Consider the following 18,317-nt stretch of genomic DNA (forward strand, 5'->3'; position numbering starts at 1 on the left):
CGGGAGGAAGGGTATGTCGGCTGCGGCAACAGCCCTCCGCATGCGGGGGATCAGCAAGACTTTTCCGGGCGTGAAGGCGCTTTCGAACGTCAATCTGACGGTCGAGTTCGGTCGCGTGCATGCGATCGTCGGCGAAAACGGCGCCGGCAAGTCGACGCTGATGAAGGTGTTAAGCGGTACCTACCTGCCCACGACCGGCACGACGGAGATCGCCGGTGTCGAAGTGCGCATGCGCAAGCCCGCCGACGCCCAGAAGCTCGGCGTCCGTATGGTGCATCAGGAACTCAATCTTGTTCCCGACCTAACCGTTGCCGAAAACGTCTATCTCGGGCGCATGCCACGAAAGTGGGGCCTTGCGGACAAGGCGGCCATGGTGCGCGACACCGAATTCATCCTGAACGAACTTGGCGCGGCGATCGATCCCAAAGCGCGGCTCGGCGATCTTTCGATCAGCCAGCAACAGCTTGTCGAGATCGCCAAGGCCTATGCCGCCAAGCCGCGCATCATCGTTCTCGACGAGCCGACCTCGAGTCTGAGCGAGCACGAGACGGCAGCGCTTTTCCGCATCCTGCGCAAGATGAAGCAGGAAGGCATTGCCATCATCTATATCAGCCATCGCCTCAAGGAAGTGCTGGAGATCGCCGACGACGTGACGATCCTGCGCGACGGGAGCATGATCGACACGCGGCCGGCCGACGGGATCACGGCTGCGGAGATGATCCGGCTGATGGTCGGGCGCGAAGTTACCAACGTCTTCCCGAAGACGCCGTCGGACATCGGCGCGCCGGTGCTGAAGGTGATCGGCCTCGGCGACGGCTACAATTTTCGCGATGTGAGCTTCGAGGTGCGGTCGGGCGAAATCCTCGGGCTTACCGGGCTTGTCGGGGCAGGGCGCACGGAGCTGGCAAGGGCCATCTTCGGCCTGGCACGTGCCACCGAGGGGCGGATCGAGATCGGCGGCAAGGCTGTGACGATCAAGTCGCCGGCGGCTGCCATGCGCGCGGGCATCGCCTATGTACCGGAAGACCGCAAGGACGACGGCATCGTTCCTTCACTCAGCGTGCGCGAGAACATCAGCCTGCCGGTGCTGCGCAAGCTTTCCCGCTTTGGCCGTGTGAGCATGAGCGCCGACCGCAAGCTGGCCGACCGATACACGAAGGAATTCTCCATCGTGCCGCCGGACCCGGAACGGCGCGTCAGCCTTCTTTCGGGCGGCAACCAGCAGAAGGCCGTCATTTCCAAATGGCTGTCCGCCAGCCCTTCGGTGCTCATCCTCGATGAGCCGACGCGCGGCGTCGACGTGGGCGCGAAGGCCGAAATCCACCGCATCATCGGCGAACTCGTCGCCGGCGGCATGGCGGTGGTGATGATTTCGTCGGAACTGCCCGAGGTTCTCGGCGTGTGCGACCGCGTCGTGGTGATGCGCGACGGCCATGCTGCCGCACCCGTCGAGCGCGCGGCCCTGAGCGAGGAGAGGATCATGGCGCTTGCCACCGGGGAGGAGGCAGCGTGACGGACGTCCCGATACAGATGCAGCAAGACACAACGAACGAACGTTTTCGGGGCGGAAGCCCTCTGGTCGATCTCCTGTCCCGTGGCGGGCTTGCGATCGCGATCCTGGCGGTGCTGATCTACGGCTCGCTGGCCAGCCCGGTCTTCTTCACGGCAGGCAATTTCGTCAATGTACTGACCTCCATGGCGATTGTCGGCATTGTCGTCGTGGGCATGACCTTCGTGCTTGTGGTGGGCGGGCTCGCCGATCTGTCGGTGCCGGCGACGATCGCGTGCGGGGCCATCCTGTCGCTTGCCCTGCAACCCGTCATCGGCCCGGTACCGGCCTTCGCGGCGGCGATCGCGCTGGCCGGTTTCTGCGGGCTGATGAGCGGTCTGCTGATTGGCTATATCGGCATCAACCCGATCATCGCGACGCTCGGCGTGGGCACGATCGTGCTCGGCATCGTGCAGGCAGCGGTGGGCGGCGTTATCGTCTATGGCACGAACCCGGACACGGCCGCGCTGGTGAAAAGCCGCGTGTTCGGCATACCTGCAATCGTGCTGATTTTTCTCGCCGTGGCGATTGTCGGCCACTTCGTGCTGTCGCGCTCCTATTGGGGCCGATGGACGGTGGCCACGGGCGGCAACTACAGCGCCGCCGAGGCGAGCGCGGTGCCGGTGCGGGCGGTCAAGGCAGGCGCATTCGTGATTACCGCGCTGTGCTCGGGCTTGAGCGGCGCACTGCTGGGGCTGACCCTTCAAAGTGCGCGGCCGCTGGTGGGCACGGGCTACGAGTTCAGCGCCATCACGGCCGTCGTCGTCGGTGGTATCTCGATCATGGGCGGCTTCGGCTCGGTGCCGCGCGCGATTGCCGGGCTGGTGTTCGTGCAGCTGCTGACCAATGTGATGGTGCTCCAGGGCGTGCGAACACCGGTGCAGGGCTTCGTGCTCGGATTGCTGATCGCCGGCGCCGTCGCGCTGGATGTCGCGCTTCGCAGGCGGGGAGGGGCTTGATGACTCCGATCGCACGGCTCGTCCGCTACCGTGTCGCCGTCATTCTTGGGCTGACGCTGCTGGTCGCGTCGCTGACGGTTCCGGGATTCCTGAGCGTCACGACGCTGAGCCTGGGGCTCGACCGCAGCGCCGCCATCGGCATCATCGCGATCGGCATGACGGTGCTGCTCATCGCCCGCCAGATCGATCTTTCGGTCGGCTCGACCTTCGCGCTGGCGGGCATCACGGCCGTTATGCTGCAACCGGCCATCGGCATCTGGCCCGCCGCACTTGCCGGCGTGCTTGCGGGTGCGGCCGCTGGCGCCTTCAACGGGCTGCTCTCGGTCGTCTTCAAGGTCAACGCGCTGGTCGCCACGCTTGCAACGATGCTGATCTTCCGGTCGGTCGCACATTGGCTGACCGACAGCCAGCCGGTTCCGGGCACAGACATCATGCTGTCGCTGGCGCTGTCGAAGATCTATTTCGAAATATTCACTCTGCGCAGCGCGCTGTTCGTCGGCTCGATCCTGCTGCTGCACTTCTGGCTGACGCGCACCGTGGCGGGGCGCAACCTTTTCGCGGTCGGCTCCAATGCCGACGCAGCCGAGGCAAGCGGCATTGCGCCCGGCCGGACCGTGTTCCTCGCCTTCGTCTTTGCCGGAACGCTGGCGGGTGTGGCCGGCGTTCTCCAGAGCCTGACCACCAATACCGGCTCGCCCGTCTTCGGTGCAGAGCTGATCGTCACGGTGATCGCGGCGGTGGTGGTCGGCGGCACGCGCATCGAGGGCGGGCGTGGCTCGGCGCTCGGCACGCTGGGCGGTGTGCTGACGATCGCGGCGCTGACCACGGCGATGGAGTTCCAGTCGGTGCCCGCCTACATCCAGCAGGTCGTCGCCGGCCTCATCCTCATTCTGCTTGTCGTTCTCGACCGTACGGTGCGGCCTGGCCCGCGCACACATGCGGCGGCAGTCGCATCGGGCTGAAAATCTTGAGATTTTAAGGAGGAAACCATGACCAAGACGAAAACCGGAATGATTGTCAGCGCGCTGGCGCTGCTTGCCTCAGTGGGTTGGGCGGAAGCCAAGACCGTTTGCTACGTCACCGCTGCCGACGCGCATGCCTATGCCACGCCGGCCAACGAGGCGCTGGAGGCGCGCGCCAAGGAACTCGGCATTGAGGTGATCACGCTCAGCCAGAACTTCGACGTGCAGACCGGCACCGAGCAGCTCAACACCTGCATCGCGCGCAACGCCGACGGCATCATCCTGTGGCCGCTTGACCCGCAGGCCTACATTCCCGGCCTCGCGCGGGCGCAGCAGGCCGAAATCCCGTCGATCCTCATCAACTCGCCGATGGACGAGCAGGCCAACCAGTTCATCAAGTCTTTCACCGGACCTGATGTCTACGAGGAAGGCGAGATGGCCGCGGATTCGCTTAATGACGCGCTGGGCGGCGAAGGCTCCGTCGTCGTGATCGCCGGGCAGGCCGGCAATGGCACGACCATCGGCCGCGTCGGCGGCTTCGTGGATCGCCTTGCCGAGATCGGCAGCAAGCTCGAGGTTCTCGACACGGTGAACGCCGATTTCGACCAGCAGAAGGCGCTCGTCGTCAGCCGCGACCTCATCACCCGCTTCGGCGACGGCATCGACGGCGTCTATGCAAACGACGACACGATGGCGCGCGGCTTCATCGACGCGTGGAAGGAAGCCAAGCCCGGCGAGCCGACGCCGCCGATCGTCGGCATCAACGGCCAGAAGGACGCCTTCGAGTCGATCAAGTCGGGTGAGATGTATTCGACGATCGTGCAGTCGCCGGTGGAAGACGGCAAGCTCGCCATCGAGACCATGGCCGAGATCCTCGACGGCAAGGAAGTCGGCGCCCGTCTGCCGATCCCGCTCACGGTCGTGACGAAGGCGAATGTCGATAGCGTCGAACCGGCGTTCTGATCCAAGCGGCACCGTCCGATATGCAGAGGGCCCGCCTTGTGCGGGCCCTTTCTCTATCTGCAGTAGAGCTTGGCCGACGAGGCGCTACCGCTGCCGCCAGGCTTGCGAGCGCTTCAGCAGCAGCCGCGATACGAGCCCATGCAGCAGCCGCGCGGCGACATTGGTGTAGAAGATCATCATGCCCATGGCAGCCGCGGGCGCGATGTCGCCGGCATCGTCCATGTTAAGCACGGCCACCGAGGCGAGCTGCGTCTGCGTGGAATAGAGGAACACCACCGCCGACACCGTCGTCATCGCGTTGACGAACAGGTAAATCGATATGTCGAGGATGGCGGGGAGGGAAACCGGCACCGTCACCCGGAAGAACAGGCGGTGGAACGGCTGCTTGAGCGAGGCTGCGACCGGCTCGAACTCGCGGTCCATCTGGTTGAGCGCAGTCAGCGCCGTGAGATGCGAGACGGTGTAGAAGTGGGTGACGGTGGAGACCACCAGGATCGCCATCGTTCCGTAGATCGCGTTGAACGGGTTTGCCGGATTGTTGAAGAAGAAGATGTAGGAGAGGCCGAGGACCATGCCCGGCACGGCCATCGGCAGCATGGCAAGGAACTGGAAGAGTGTGCGGCCGGCCGCGAAGCCATCGGTCTTTTCCACCATGTAGGCGCCGACGAAGACGATGATCGTGCCGAAGACGGCGGTGAGCAGCGCCATCACGATCGAGTTGTAATAAGCGCCCCAGCCGCCGCCATCCATCAGGTCGAAGCGGAAGTTGTTGAGGCTGGGTGTCAGGTCGTAGGGCCAGAATTTCACTGTCGCTGCAAACTGGCAGACGCCGATCATCATCAGGATGAATAGGGCGACGGCTGAGCAATAGCCGAAACAGGCCGTATCGAAACCGCGATCGGGCTTGGGCTGATAGGGCACCGAACGCGCAGACAGCAATGCCACCTGTCGCTTGCGGATGGCGCTGTCGACGAAGAAGGCGGCGACGGCCGGCACCAGCAGCAGCACCGCCACCACGGCGCCCATCTCGAAATTCTGCTGGCCGATGACCTGCTTGTAGATGTCGACGGCAAGCACATTGTACTGGCCGCCTATCACCTTCGGCAGGCCGAAATCGGTGATGACGAGCGTGAACACGACGAAGGCGGCGGAGATGATGCCGTAGCGCGCGCCCGGCACCGTGACGGTCCAGAAGGTGCGCCACGGGCTCGACCTGAGGGACTGCGCGGCCTCGTAGTGGCGCTGGTCTGCCACCGAGAGCGCGGTCGAGATGATGAGCAGCGCATGGGGTAGGGTAAAGAACACCGAACCGATGACGATGCCGATCGGGCCGTAGATGGAATGGCCCATCATGAGACCCTTCAACAGACCCTGATTGCCGAAGAGATAGACGAGCGCGATGCCCGGCAGCAGCGACGGCACGAGAATGGGGATGGTGGTGACGAGCCTGAAAAACCCCTTGAACGGCATGCAGCTTCGGTTGAGCGCGTAGGCGAGGCCGAAGGCGATGCTGATCACCAGCACGGTACTGATGACACCCATCAGTACCGAATTGGCGATGGATTGGGCGAGCGCCGGGGTCGAGAAATAGGCGACGAAGTTGTCGAGCCCGAGCGATGCCGAGGGGCGGATCACCACCCGGCGGAAGGTGTTGGAATCGAGTTCCAGCCATTCGGTACCGCGATGCAGCTCCGAGCCCACCAGATAGGCCGCGTCGTCGCTCGTGCCGCGGATGCGGTACATGACCGGACTGCGGAAACTGAAGTCGGGATAGAGCGCGGTCAGCGACAGGCGACCGTCCGAGCCGGTGTTCAACTGGTCCGGCGTGATGACGCCGCCGACTTCCTCATTGAGCGCGGCTACAGTCGTCGGCTCGCTCCAGGTCGTGGCGCTTTCGTCGCTGCGCTGGAGCTCGAAGGCGGTCAGGTCGAACTCGTAGGTCGAGACGGACTTTGACAGCAGGACGTAGAGCGGGGCGGCAAGCGCCACCAGCAGATAGAGCGAGATGACCACCATCAAGCCGCGCTTGACGAGATCGTCGCCGGAGACCCTGGTCCGCAACGCGCGGCCCCTGGGGATTTCGAGCGTTGCGGCGGTCATGTCAGGCGGCCCTCTCGGGAAAGACGAGCACCCGGTCGCGCGGGAGTTCGACGCTCATGGCGCTGCCCTCGGCGATGTCGAGCCTGCGCACGGCATTGATGGAGAAATCGGCGACCAGCAGGCCGTCGCCAAAGCGGGGCGAGGCAAGGCGGGTGCGCCAGAAGCCGCCCAGGAATTCCATCTCGCGCACGTCAACCTCTATCAGGTTTTCACGCGTGGCCACCACATCCGGCGCGCCGGGTGAGCGGGCGCCGTCGCTGTGAGGAATGACGTCGACCGGACGGATCACGGCGGTGACCGGCGTGCCGGCAGCGCAATCGTGCGGCGCGCAGGCGAGCTCGGTGCCGGTGAGCGAAACCCTGCCGTCGGCCAGCACCTTGGCGGGAAACTGATTGGTTTCGCCGATGAAGTCGGCGACGAAGAGGCTTGCCGGTTCGCGATAGACCTCAGTCGGCGTTCCGACCTGCTCGATCACACCGTGGTTCATGACCACGATGCGGTCAGCCATGGCGAGGGCCTCTTCCTGGTCGTGTGTGACCATGATGGTGGTCACGCCCAGCTTGCGCTGCAGGTTCTTGATCTCGTGGCGGAGGTGGACACGCACCTTGGCGTCGAGCGCCGAAAGCGGCTCGTCGAGCAGCAGCAGGCCGGGAGAGATGGCCATGGCGCGGGCCAGCGCGATGCGCTGCTGCTGGCCTCCGGAAAGCTGGGCAGGATATTTCCTGGCCTGGCTGGCAAGGCCGACGAGGTCGAGAAGTTCGGCGACCCGCTGCGCGATTTCGGCTTTCGAACGCCGGGTGTTCTCAAGGCCGAAGGCGACGTTCTTTTCGATCGTGAGGTTGGGAAACAGCGCGTAGGACTGGAAAACGATGCCGTAGTCGCGCTGGGATGGGGGAAGCACCGATATGTCCTTGCCGCCCTGATGGACGGTGCCGCGGGTCTGAAGGTCGAGACCGGCCACGGCGCGCAGCAAGGTTGTCTTGCCGCATCCGGAGGGGCCGAGGAAGCAGACGAACTCACCTTCCTGGATCGACAGCGAGATGCCCTTGAGCGCGGCAAAGTCGCCAAAGGTCTTCCAGAGGTTCTCGATCTGCAGATAAGGCGATTTCACCGGTTCGGTCCCTTCCGCGGATAGCCGCGAGCGTACCGCAGCGCTGGTCGCGCCGGGAATGGTCTCGTGTTTCATCGCACGACCTTTTGTTTGGCATGAAAAAGGCCGGGCGCGATCATCGCTCCACCCGGCCTTGTCCTCAAGGGGCTAGCCCTTCGGTTCGGACTTTGCGTCGTAGCGCTTCTGCCATTCAGCCAGAATGGCCTTGCGGTTGTTGGCCGCCCATTCGAAGTCGTTCTCGATCATCTTCGACGGAATGTCCTCGGGCAGATGCTCGACCGGCTTGGCAATGCCGGGATAAGCGACGACCGCGTAGCCGACATTGTACATCTCGTTGGCTTCCTTGGTGATCGACCAGTCGACCAGTTTCTGAGCCGCTTCGAGATTGGCTGTGCCGGCGATGATGGCGGTTGCTTCCGCTTCCCAGCCGGAGCCTTCCTCGGGGAAGATGATGTCGATGGGCGCGCCGGCCTTCTTGGCGTTGGCGCCGGGGAACTCGAAGGATACGCCGATCACGGTTTCACCGGCCGCCGCCATCTTGCAGGGCTTGGAACCGGAGTGGGTGTAGGCAGCGATGTTTTCGTGCAGACCGTCCATGAACGCCCAGGCGTCGTCCTCGCCGAACATCTGGATCCAGGCCGACACGTCGAGGAAGCCGGTGCCCGACGAGTTCGGGTTCGGCATGACCACGTGGCCCTTGTATTCCGGCTTGGTCAGGTCCTTCCAGGATTTGGGCGGGGTGAGGCCAAGCTTCTCCGCCTCGATGGTGTTGTAGCAAAGCGCGGCCACGTAAGCGTCCATGCCGACCCAGCTCGGCGGCGTGGAGGAATCCACGAATTTCGGGTCGAGCTTGTCCACGCCTGCCGGCGCATAGGGCTCAAGCATGCCCTCGCTCTTGAGCAGGAGCAGCGAGGTGGCGGCCACGCCCCAGACCACGTCGGCCTGCGGGTTGTCCTTCTCGGCCAGCAGCTTGGCGGTCATGACGCCGGTGGAGTCGCGAACCCAGTTGACCTTGATGTCGGGATTGGCGGCTTCGAAAGTCTGCTTGTAGCGGTCGAGGTCGACGGCCTCGATCGAGGTGTAGACGGTCAGCTCGGTCTGGGCGAATGCAGCCGAGGCGGAAAGAGCCGTCGCGAAAGCTGCGAGTGCGGCTGCGCGATATGTTGTCATGATCGTGTTCCCCATTATTTGGCACCTGAAGCGGATGCGAGGGGACGCCTGCTGCTCTGCGGCACGCCGGTATCGCCGGCTTCAAAACGTCCATGGTGGGATCGTGGGGAAAGTGCCGCGATAAGTAAAATCTATTTAATCGATGGTACTATCGCGCACGGCGATATTTGTCATCGCGCCGTCATGTACCGGAAAGCGGATGCTCAGCCGGCCATGACCGCGCGCTCGACGGTCGCCAACGCACGGTCGAGATCCTCGCGTTCGATGATGAGCGGTGGTGACAGGGTCAGGACGTTGCCGGCGCTGATCTTGAAGCTCAGGCCTTCCTCAAGGCAGCGATAATAGACGCGTTCGGCCAGCTCGCGGGCAGGAGCGTAGCTGTCGGTATCGGTTACCAGCTCGACGCCCATCATCAGGCCCCGGCCGCGTACCTCACCGAAATGAGGGCTGCGGGCCAGGGTTTCCGAAAGCCTTGCCATGGCGTAGCCGCCGAGCTCGGCGGCGCGCTCGACGAGGCCTTCCTCTTCAATGATGCCGATGGTGGTGAGGGCGGCGCGGGTCGTCACCGGGTTCTTCTCGTGGGTGTAGTGACCGATCGCGTAGTCGCCAGCGACGTCGAGGTCGCGTCGCGCGATGACCGATGCGATCGGCAGGATTCCGCCACCGAGCGCCTTGCCCAGCACGAGAATGTCTGGAACGACCCCGTCATGCTCGTGCGAGAAGAACCTGCCGGTCTTGCCGAGGCCGGTCGGGATTTCGTCGAAGATGAGCAGGGTTCCGTGCCGGTCGCAGGCTTCGCGCACGGCTTTCCAGAAACCGGGCGCGGGAACGAGCGGCGTGGCGCGCATCGGCTCTGCAATGACGGCTGCAAAATCGCCCTCGCGGCCGAGGACATAGGAGATCATGTTCGCGCAGGCGCAGGCGGACGCTTCGAGGCTGTCGTGGCCGTAGGCACAGTTGCGGCTGGCCCATGGCGCGACGTGCTCGGCGCCGGTGACGAGCGGGCCGGCGATCTGCGAGCGAAACGTTGCCTCGCCGCCAACGCTTGCGGCGCCGAAACCGGCACCGTGGAAGGCATCCCAGAACGACAGCGTCTTGAAGCGTCCCGTCGCGGCGCGCGCGATCTTCAAGGCGACCTCGATCGCATCCGAGCCGCCGGTCGTGAAAAGCACTTTCGAGAGGTCGCCCGGTGCAAGGCGGCCAAGCTTCTCGGCCAGCTCCACCGCGGGCTCGCAGGCGAAGCGGCGCGGGGCGAAGCTGAGATCGTCAAGCTGCTGCTTGATCGCGGCAACCAGCCGGGGATGGGCGTAGCCGATATGGTGGACGCTGTTGCCGTGGAAATCCATGTATCGCCGGCCCGCGAGGTCCTCGATCCAGATGCCCTCGGCCTTCGCGATCGTCGACACGCAGGGGCTCGAAAGGCTCTGGTGCAGGAAGGCGTCGGCGTCGCGCTGGAGAAGTTCACGCGTCGGCACATGATGCTGACGCGCGTTCCATTCCTGCCTTGCCGCCGCGCGGTTGGACTCGCCTTCGGTGTGGACAATGCTCATTGCCGCGTCTCCCCGCCTGGGTCTGGCGCCTCGCCGCTCACGCTGCCGGACGCTTCAGTTGAATAGCTCGCTTATGGTTTCCTCGCCAATGGCGAAAGCCGTGCTGGCGCCGGTGCCGCTGGTGATCATCACGAGACGGATGTCATCGCCCGCCTGCTCGCGGAAATGCGCGCGCTCCGGCGCGGAGGCGTAGGTGCCGGTCCAGCGCGCCGAGACTTTCGGTGAGTTTGCAAAGACCGCGCCGAACTCGCGGAGGATCAGCGCGTCGACGGCTTCCGAGCCGAACGGATCGGGCGTCTTCCCATAATGATGGGAATCGCCGACGACGAGCGAACCGTCGGCACTCTGCACGGCGATCATGTGCACGCCGTTGCGCAGGGCTTCGGCGCTGTCGTCTTCGAGCCGCGCGCGCAGGGCCGAGGCTTCGGGCAGCAGCGCGTAGCCGGAATAGCGGATCAGGCTCAAGTCGGAGACGACGGCCGAGGCGAGGCGCAGGCCGCTCGGGGCAAGGCGCAGCATCTGCAGCTTGCAGCGCTGGACGTCATGCCGGGCGATCAGTTCGGGAAAGAGCCCCGTGAGATCGTCGCCCGGGCATGCGACGACCTTGCCGGCACGGATCGGCCCGCTGCTTGTCTCGACGACCGGAAGAGAGACGCCGCTAACGGTCGTGGCGAAACGGAAATCGACCTTCAGCTCGCCTTCGAGATAAGCCGCGATCCTTGGGATCGCCTCGCGCGATTCTATGCGGATTTCCGCTGGGCTGAGAAGCCCGCCGCGCAGATTGCCGAGGTTGAGCCCGTTCTGTCTGCGGCCGAGCTCGGCGGGGGAGAGCAGGGTGCAACCCGCGCCGCTCTCGCTGGCCGCGAACGCCTCCAGCAGAGCCAGCGCCTCCGGGCGCTGCGCGACGGCTAGCAGACCGGTGTGCAGGACCTCGATGCCGGCGGGCCGAGCGACTTCGAGCCAGATCTTGCGCGAACGTTCGGCCAGCCTACGCTGGCGGCCGGGCTCCTCGCCGGACACCACGACGAGGCCGAAATTCCTGATCGATGCACCGTTGGCTTGTGCGTCGCGGTCGATGACGACGACGCTGAGGCCGCGTCTCGCTGCCGCGAGCGCATGGGCCAGCCCAACGATGCCCGCGCCGACAACGGCGAGATCATATGTCATGCGGGCTCTACCAGGGCAGCGAGAAGGTCTTGACGTTGGTGAACGACTTCATCGCCTCGATCACGCCTTCCTTGTAGCCGTTGCCCGAATCCTTGATGCCGCCGAAGGGGCTCATCTCGATGCGGTAGCCGGGCACTTCCCAGATGTTGACCGTGCCGACCTTGAGGCCCGCGATGTATTTCTGCATGCGGCGGTAGTCGTTGGTGCAGACGCCCGAGGAAAGGCCGAAGGCGGTGGAGTTGGAGAGGGCGATCAGCGTGTCGTCGTCATCGGGCGCGCGGATGATCGGGACGATCGGGCCGAAGGTCTCCTCCATCACCAGTTCGGATTCGTGCGGCACATGGTCGACGACGATCGGCGGCAGCAGGGCGCCACGCCGACCGGGGTTGTAAAGCACCTCGGCTCCGGCTTCCGCCGCCATGTGGACGCGGCTTTCGAACATCGCCGCCGCCTTCTCGTGCACGACGGTGCCGAGCTGCGTTGCCGGATCCATCGGGTCGCCGAAGACGATCTTCTTCGCGCGCTCCAGCACCATTGGGACGAAGCGGTCGGCCACTTTTTCCTGGACGAGGATACGCTTGACGGCGGTGCAGCGCTGGCCGGAATTCTTGGTGGCGCCCGCCACCGCGAGATCGGCGGCCTTGGCCAGATCGTCGTCGGACAGGTCGTTGAGCACGATCAGCGGATCGTTGCCGCCGAGCTCCAGCACCTGGCGCTTGTATCCGGCCTTCGATGCGATCAGCTTGCCGACGGGCACGCCGCCGGTGAAGGTGATGAGGTCGATGTTGGGATTGGTGATCATCTCGTCGCCGATGTCGGCCGGCCAGCCGGTGACGACGGAGAGCATTTCGGGCGGCAGGCCGGCCTCGTAGAGAATGTCGGCCAGCACCAGCGCGGTCATCGGCGTCAGCTCGGTTGGCTTGACAACGACGCAGTTGTTGGTGGCGATCGCCGGTGCGATCTTGTGCGAAACCATGTTCAGCGGATGGTTGAACGGGGTGATGGCCGAGATTGCGGTCAGCGGCTCGCGGATGGTGAAGATCTTGCGTGCCTTGCCATGCGGGGTGAGGTCGCAGGAAAAGACTTGGCCGTCATCGTGGATCGCCAGTTGACCGGCGAGCGTGAAGACGTCGAACGCGCGGCCGACCTCATAGAGCGAATCCTGCTTGGAGATGCCCAGCTCCAGTGTGACGAGATCCGAAATCTCGTCCTTGCGCGCGTTGAGAAGCTCGGCGGTGCGCAACAGGATGCGCTGGCGCTCGTAGCGGGTGAGCTTCGGCTGGTAGGCGGCTGCGATTTCGAAGGCGCGGCGCGCATGCTCGGCCCCACCTGCCGGCACGGTGCCGACTACGGTATTGTCCCACGGGTAGCGAACCTCGACGACGCCGTCGGCGTCGACCTTCTCGCCGGCGATGCGCATCGGCTCGTGACGAACCTTGATGGCGGGTTCCGCCTTGGTCATGGCTGACTCCCTCACTTTTGCTGTGCCGCAGCCATGGCCGCGTAATAGAACGCGTCGAAATTGCGGAGCGATGGCGCCTCCGGCATTTTCGGCAGGACGCGATTGACGATGAAGGGCACCGCCTGCTCGGTCAGGCCGCCATGCGAGCGCAGGGGCTCGTCAAGGGCGGCTAGGTCGTGCCGGTGCTCGGAGGTTCCCACGGTGATGTTCTCGCCGGAGACCATGACGATGTCGCCGATGCGATCTTCCGGCAGTTCGAAGCGTTCGCAAGCCTCCTCGCGGCCAAGCACGACGGTGATTCCGTCGATGGCCGCCAGGCGCTTCATGATGTCGGCGCGGTCGGCGCCCTTGGGCAGATAGGCCGTTGCAAACGAGCCGAGCGCGCCGTGGTGCACTACATAAGGATCGGTGATGGGTAGGATGACGCGGGCGGCATCCTTGCCGATCCATTCGTCGAGCAGGTCCTGGACATAGATCACGGAGGGCGAGCCGTCGGCATGGTGCTTGGGCTTCATGCCGTGGTCGGCGGTTACGACGATGGCAGCACCCAGGGCGTCGAGCTCGGCGAGATACTTGTCGAACATCTCGTAGAAGTCGTTCGCCTGCTTCACGCCCGGTGCATATTTGTGCTGCACGTAATCGGTCGTGGTCAGGTACATCACGTCCGGCTTGAACTCCTTGAGCAGCTTGACGCCTGCGGCGAAGACGAACTCCGACAGTTCGGCCGAATAGACCTCGGGAACCGGCCGGCCGAGCCAGGCGGAGGCATTGTCGATGCCGTTGGCGGCCTTGGTGGTGGTGTCCGACTTCTCCGAGGAGAAGCAGATCGCGCGGTCTTCGTCATAGGCAAGGCCGTGGCCGAGCAGGGCGCGCAGCTTGTCCTTGGCAGTGACGACCGCAACCCTGGCGCCGGCGTCGTAGAACGCCTTGAAGACGGTCGGCGCGCGCAGGAACTTCGGATCGTTCATCATCACCTCTTCCCCGGTCTCGGGGTTGTAGAGGTAGTTGCCGCAGATGCCGTGCACCGAAGGTGGGCGGCCGGTCGCGATCGACAGGTTGTTGGGGTTGGTGAAGCTCGGAATGACGGAGTGCGCGGTGCGGACCGTGCCCTTCTCCTTGATGCGCTTGAGCGTCGGCATCAGGCCGGCGCGAATAGCCTCGTCCAGATAGGCCGGTTCGCAGCCGTCAAGGCAGATCGCGATCGCCGGCACGCGCGGCCAGGCATAGGATCGACCGTTGGCCGACACGGTGACAGGGGACATCTGGTTCATGGCATTTCCTCAAAACTGGCAGGTCGCTGCCTGTGTCGCGCATTCCAATCCATTTGCCCAATCGCAATTCTGAATTGGATCGATTGATCTGATCTATGAATTCCCTAACGCATCAGGCCGCGAGCTTCGAACGCTCGTCGAGGGCCGCACTCGGCGGGGCAGCGCTCGTCACGCCCATTTCCGCAAGCGACTGGCCTGCGGCCTCTACGACGCGGCGCATGACGTGCGCGTCCATCCGGCCGATGCAGCCGACGCGGAAGGAATCCACCACCGTCAGCTTGCCGGGATAGATGATGAAGCCCTTGTCCTTCATCAGGTCGTAGAATTTCGAGAACACGAAGTTCGGATCGGCGGGGCAGAAGAAGGTGACGATGATCGGCGACAGCCACTGGTCCGACAGCAACGTCTCGAAGCCGAGTTCCTTCATGCCGGCAACCATGACGTCACGGTTCTGCGTGTAGCGCGCGCCGCGCGCCGCGACGCCGCCCTCGGCTTCGTGCATCTTCAGCGCCTCGATAAAGGCGGCGACGACATGGGTGGGCGGCGTGAACCGCCATTGGCCCGTCTTTTCCATCGTGGCCCACTGGGCATGAACATCCAGCGACAGCGAATGGCTGTTGCCTTTGGCCGCTTCCAGCGCCGTCTTCTTCGCGATGACGAAGCCGAAGCCGGGCACCCCCTCGATGCATTTGTTGGCCGACGACACCATGGCTTCGTAAGGGATGCGGCCGACCTCGAGCGGCACAGCGCCGAAAGCGCTCATGGAATCGACGAGCAGTTTGCGGCCGCGCGAGTGCACGGCATCGGAAATCTCGGCGAGCGGGTTGAGGATGCCGGAGCTGGTCTCGCAGTGGATCGCGATGACATGGGTGATCGCCGGGTCGGCGTCGAGTGCTGCGGCGACCTCGTCTCCGCGCGGTGGCAGGTAGTCGCCCTTGTCGATCAGCGTGTGGGCGCGGCCGAGATAGTCCATCGTCTGGGCAGCACGCAGCCCGTAGGCGCCATTCGCCAGCACCAGCACCTTGCCATCCTTCGGCACGAACGAACCCAGCATCGCCTCGACGCAGAACGAGCCCGATCCCTGTATGGGAACGCAGTCATAGTCGCCCTTGTCATCGCCGATCAAAGCGAGGAGGCGGCGGCGCAGATCGGCGGTCATCGCGCGGAAGTCGGCATCCCACGAACCCCAGTCTCTCAGCATCGCCTGCTTGACCGAATAGGCGGTCGTGAGCGGGCCGGGCGTCAGCAGGTAGGGCTCGCCCAGCGCGGGCGCTTCCAGCGGGGCGGTTTGCGAGAATTCCGGCGCCATGGTGTGCATCTCCGATAAAGGTGGGCGCACCATGCGCTCTGCTTTTCTATTTGCCAAATCGTTATTTTGTATCCATCAATAAGTCTTGGCGATGGATGGTGGGCGTGTCGGATAGCCGGCAAAAAGGAAAGAGCATGCGTTACGTTCAGCTTAGGGCCTTTCACTACGTCGCCATCTGCGGTGGGTTTTCGCGCGCGGCCGAGGCGCTTTTCCTGACGCAGCCGGCAATCTCCGATCAGGTGCGCAAGCTGGAGGAAGAATACGACGTTCTCCTCTTCAACCGGCACAAGAAGCAGGTTTCGCTGACACGGCAGGGGCAGCAGCTTCTCGACATCACCCACCGCATGTTCGACACCGAGCAGCAGGCGCACGATCTGCTGTCGGAATCGAAGGCGTTGAGGTCTGGCACGCTCCGTATCGTCGCCGATGCGGCTCACCATCTGCTGCATGTGCTGGGGCGGTTCCGGGAGGCCTATCCCGGTATCCAGATCAGCGTGCGGTCCGGTAATACTGAGACGGTGATTTCGAGCCTGTTCGCATACGAGGCCGACCTCGGCGTTCTGGGCGAAATTCCGCAGGGCAGGGAATTCGAGATTCTGCATCTCAACTCCACGCCAATCATCGCTTTCGTGTCAGGCAAGCATGCACTGGCAGGCCGGCAGTCGGTGACACTCCAGGAGCTTGCCGGCCATCCGCTCATCATGCGCGAGCGCGGGTCGAAAACGCGCCACAAGCTGGAAGCGATGGCGCAGGAGGAGGGCGTTCCGCTGAAGGCGGTGATCGAGGCCGAGGGGCGCGAGGCGGTGCGCGAGATCGTCGCGTCGGGCGCCGGCGTCGGTTTCGTGTCGGCTGCCGAGTTCGGATGGCACAGCGGCCTCTCGCCGCTCAGGATCGACGCGCCGGAGGTGACGATGGACGAGGCACTCATCTGCCTGCGCGAGCGCTCGGGCGGCAAGCTCGTGCGTGCGTTCTGGAAGATCGCCGAGCAGTTCGCCCACGAAACGAGCGGCTGAGCGGCGAGGCCGTCCTATGAATGGGACGGCTGTGCCAGCCTGCTTTCCAGCAGGTCGCCGCTGCGCTTGAGGATCGGATAGGCTACGGTTGCCAGCAGCGAGTTGATCTCCTTGAGCCCGCGCGCGACCTCCAGGTGCATGCCGCTCGTCTCGATGCTTTCGGGCGTCCCGGTCTGCAGCCGCTTGAGGTGCCGGTCATGGCTGGCGCGGGCGAGTTCACGCATCCGCTCCTTCTCGACCACCAGCTGGCGGGCGGATGGCAGGTCCTGGGAGACGAGGACGTTGAGCGCCAGATGCATATTCTCCAGCAGTTGCTGGTGCAGATCCTGCAACTCGGTCCAGCCCTCGTCGGAGAAGCGCCAACGCTTCTGCGCGCGCTCCTCGGCGAGCGGCAGCAGGTTCTTGGCGACGATGTCTCCGGCGTGTTCGAGGTTGATGGCGAAATCCGTGAGCTCGATGCTGCGTCGCGCCTCCTCGCTGGTCATTTCGCCGCGATTGACCTCGGCTAGGTAGAGCTTGATGTCGCTGTGCGCCTGATTGACGTCCTCATCGACGCCTTGGACGCGGACGATCTCGACCCTGTCGCTCCCGTTGAAAAGGTCCATGACCGGCCGGACCATCACTTCGACCAGTTCGCCCATGCGCAGCAGTTCCCGTGTGGCGCTGGCCAGCGCCAGCCGCGGCGTGCCGATGACCGCGCGATCGAGTGCGCTGATACGGCGGCGCAGGGGATCCTCGTCCGCCGGCTTTGTGGTGGCAGTGGGCATCAACTGCGTGAGCAGGCGCTCCATCAGACCCACGAATGGCAGGCTGAGCGCGACCAGGGCGGCATTGAAGAGAAGATGCAGGTTGACGAGGCCCGCACCGGCATCGGTGCCGAGCCATTCCAGGGGCAGGGTTGCCGTTTCGAACAGGGCGAGCGCCAGGACGGAGCCGACTGCGCGGAACAGAAGATTGGCGACCGGCAGGCGCGACGCCTCGACCGGCATGCCACGCGATAGCCAGTAGGCGATCAGGCCGCCGCCGAGGTTTGCGCCAAGCACCATCGGCACGGCCGCTTCGAGCGGCATCAGGCCCTGGCTTGCGAAGGTGGCAAGCATGAGAACCGACGCGACACTCGAATGGATCAGCCAGGTGAAGACCGCGCCCAGCAGGAACGCCGTCAGATAGTCCTCGGCCAGATAGCGGGCGATGGTCGGCAGCATGCCGCCATCACGGAGCGGTCCTGTCGCAGTGGCGATGAGCTGCAGCGACATCAGGACGAAGCCGATGCCGAGAACCATGCGCCCCGTTTCGCGCGTCATCTGCGCTCGCGTCTTCAGGAACAGCACACCGCCGGCGAAGAAGCAGACGGGAATGAGCCAGCCAAGATCGAACGACAGCACCCGAACGACGATTGCCGAGCCGAGGTCGGCGCCAAGCAGCAGCGCAATGCCGGTCGAGACGGGCAGGGCACCGCTCTCCGCAAAGCCGCAAGCGAGAATGGCAACCGCGGTCGAACTCTGGAGCAGGACCGCCATGACCGTTCCGCCGGCCGCGGCGGGCAGGCGGCCCCGACGCGCGCGACCCAGCAGCCGGCGCAGCGGTGCGCCATGCGCGCGCTCCATGCCGGTCCTGACCATGTGGACCGCGACCAGCAGCAGCATGACGGCACCGGCAAGGTGGAGAAGGATCAGCGAGATGTGCATAAAGGTGCTCCGGCAGCGAGCCTGTAGGAGTCGCGCCACTGCA

Annotated in this window: 14 protein-coding genes; 5 read left to right on the forward strand and 9 right to left on the reverse strand. The window is 64.6% G+C overall.

Translation table 11 applies throughout. The features are described from left to right. Window positions 1–13: 13 nt before the first annotated feature. Genes V1479_RS18750 through V1479_RS18765 form a run of 4 tightly spaced genes read left to right on the forward strand, consistent with a single transcriptional unit; the run spans window position 14 to window position 4,433 of the window. The gene (locus V1479_RS18750; protein ID WP_368804280.1) at window positions 14–1,513 is read left to right on the forward strand and encodes a sugar ABC transporter ATP-binding protein; all 1,500 of its coding nucleotides are present in this window, start codon (window positions 14–16) and stop codon (window positions 1,511–1,513) included. Beyond that, window positions 1,510–2,508 (forward strand): ABC transporter permease, encoded by a 999-nt coding sequence (locus V1479_RS18755; RefSeq protein WP_368804281.1) that lies wholly within the window; start codon window positions 1,510–1,512, stop codon window positions 2,506–2,508. Before V1479_RS18750 ends, V1479_RS18755 begins: the two co-directional genes overlap by 4 nt. Then, window positions 2,508–3,470 carry an ABC transporter permease gene (locus V1479_RS18760; RefSeq protein ID WP_368804282.1) on the forward strand — a complete coding sequence of 321 codons (963 nt, stop codon included), beginning with the start codon at window positions 2,508–2,510 and terminating at the stop codon, window positions 3,468–3,470. Before V1479_RS18755 ends, V1479_RS18760 begins: the two co-directional genes overlap by 1 nt. A gap of 27 nt (window positions 3,471–3,497) precedes the next feature. Continuing rightward, entirely contained in the window at window positions 3,498–4,433 is a 936-nt protein-coding gene (locus V1479_RS18765; RefSeq protein WP_368804283.1) for a sugar ABC transporter substrate-binding protein, read from the forward strand. 84 nt (window positions 4,434–4,517) lie between these two features. Here V1479_RS18765 and V1479_RS18770 read toward each other — a convergent pair whose 3' ends face one another. The 8 genes from V1479_RS18770 to V1479_RS18805 form a co-directional block, all read right to left on the reverse strand. Then, on the reverse strand, window positions 4,518–6,533 hold the full coding sequence (locus tag V1479_RS18770) for a putative 2-aminoethylphosphonate ABC transporter permease subunit (RefSeq protein ID WP_368804284.1): 2,016 nt from the start codon (window positions 6,531–6,533) through the stop codon (window positions 4,518–4,520). A 1-nt stretch (window position 6,534) separates the two neighbouring features. Next, window positions 6,535–7,719, reverse strand: coding sequence for a putative 2-aminoethylphosphonate ABC transporter ATP-binding protein (locus tag V1479_RS18775; protein WP_368804285.1), 1,185 nt, complete (start codon window positions 7,717–7,719; stop codon window positions 6,535–6,537). 72 nt (window positions 7,720–7,791) lie between these two features. Next, a complete protein-coding gene (locus V1479_RS18780) occupies window positions 7,792–8,814 on the reverse strand; it encodes a putative 2-aminoethylphosphonate ABC transporter substrate-binding protein (RefSeq protein WP_368804286.1) in 1,023 nt (340 codons plus the stop codon). Between the two features lie 203 nt (window positions 8,815–9,017). Next, on the reverse strand, window positions 9,018–10,364 hold the full coding sequence (pbfA, locus tag V1479_RS18785; protein ID WP_368804287.1) for a (R)-1-hydroxy-2-aminoethylphosphonate ammonia-lyase: 1,347 nt from the start codon (window positions 10,362–10,364) through the stop codon (window positions 9,018–9,020). 54 nt (window positions 10,365–10,418) lie between these two features. Then, window positions 10,419–11,531, reverse strand: coding sequence for a TIGR03364 family FAD-dependent oxidoreductase (locus V1479_RS18790; protein WP_368804288.1), 1,113 nt, complete (start codon window positions 11,529–11,531; stop codon window positions 10,419–10,421). A gap of 7 nt (window positions 11,532–11,538) precedes the next feature. After that, entirely contained in the window at window positions 11,539–12,993 is a 1,455-nt protein-coding gene (gene phnY / locus V1479_RS18795) for a phosphonoacetaldehyde dehydrogenase (RefSeq protein ID WP_368804289.1), read from the reverse strand. A gap of 11 nt (window positions 12,994–13,004) precedes the next feature. After that, complete coding sequence (phnA, locus tag V1479_RS18800) at window positions 13,005–14,264, reverse strand: phosphonoacetate hydrolase (RefSeq protein ID WP_368804290.1); 1,260 nt, start codon at window positions 14,262–14,264, stop codon at window positions 13,005–13,007. Between the two features lie 112 nt (window positions 14,265–14,376). Next, the gene (locus tag V1479_RS18805; RefSeq protein ID WP_368804291.1) at window positions 14,377–15,573 is read right to left on the reverse strand and encodes a 2-aminoethylphosphonate--pyruvate transaminase; all 1,197 of its coding nucleotides are present in this window, start codon (window positions 15,571–15,573) and stop codon (window positions 14,377–14,379) included. Between the two features lie 134 nt (window positions 15,574–15,707). On the opposite strand from V1479_RS18805, the gene V1479_RS18810 reads away from it, so the two are divergent. After that, complete coding sequence (locus V1479_RS18810; RefSeq protein ID WP_368804292.1) at window positions 15,708–16,586, forward strand: LysR substrate-binding domain-containing protein; 879 nt, start codon at window positions 15,708–15,710, stop codon at window positions 16,584–16,586. A gap of 14 nt (window positions 16,587–16,600) precedes the next feature. On the opposite strand, the gene V1479_RS18815 is transcribed toward V1479_RS18810, so the two are convergent. Next, window positions 16,601–18,274: a Na/Pi cotransporter family protein gene (locus V1479_RS18815; protein ID WP_368804293.1), complete on the reverse strand. Its 1,674-nt coding sequence runs from the start codon at window positions 18,272–18,274 to the stop codon at window positions 16,601–16,603. Window positions 18,275–18,317 lie beyond the last annotated feature (43 nt).

The sequence above is a fragment of the Neoaquamicrobium sediminum genome (assembly GCF_040970315.1).
Classification (GTDB): domain Bacteria; phylum Pseudomonadota; class Alphaproteobacteria; order Rhizobiales; family Rhizobiaceae; genus Aerobium; species Aerobium sediminum.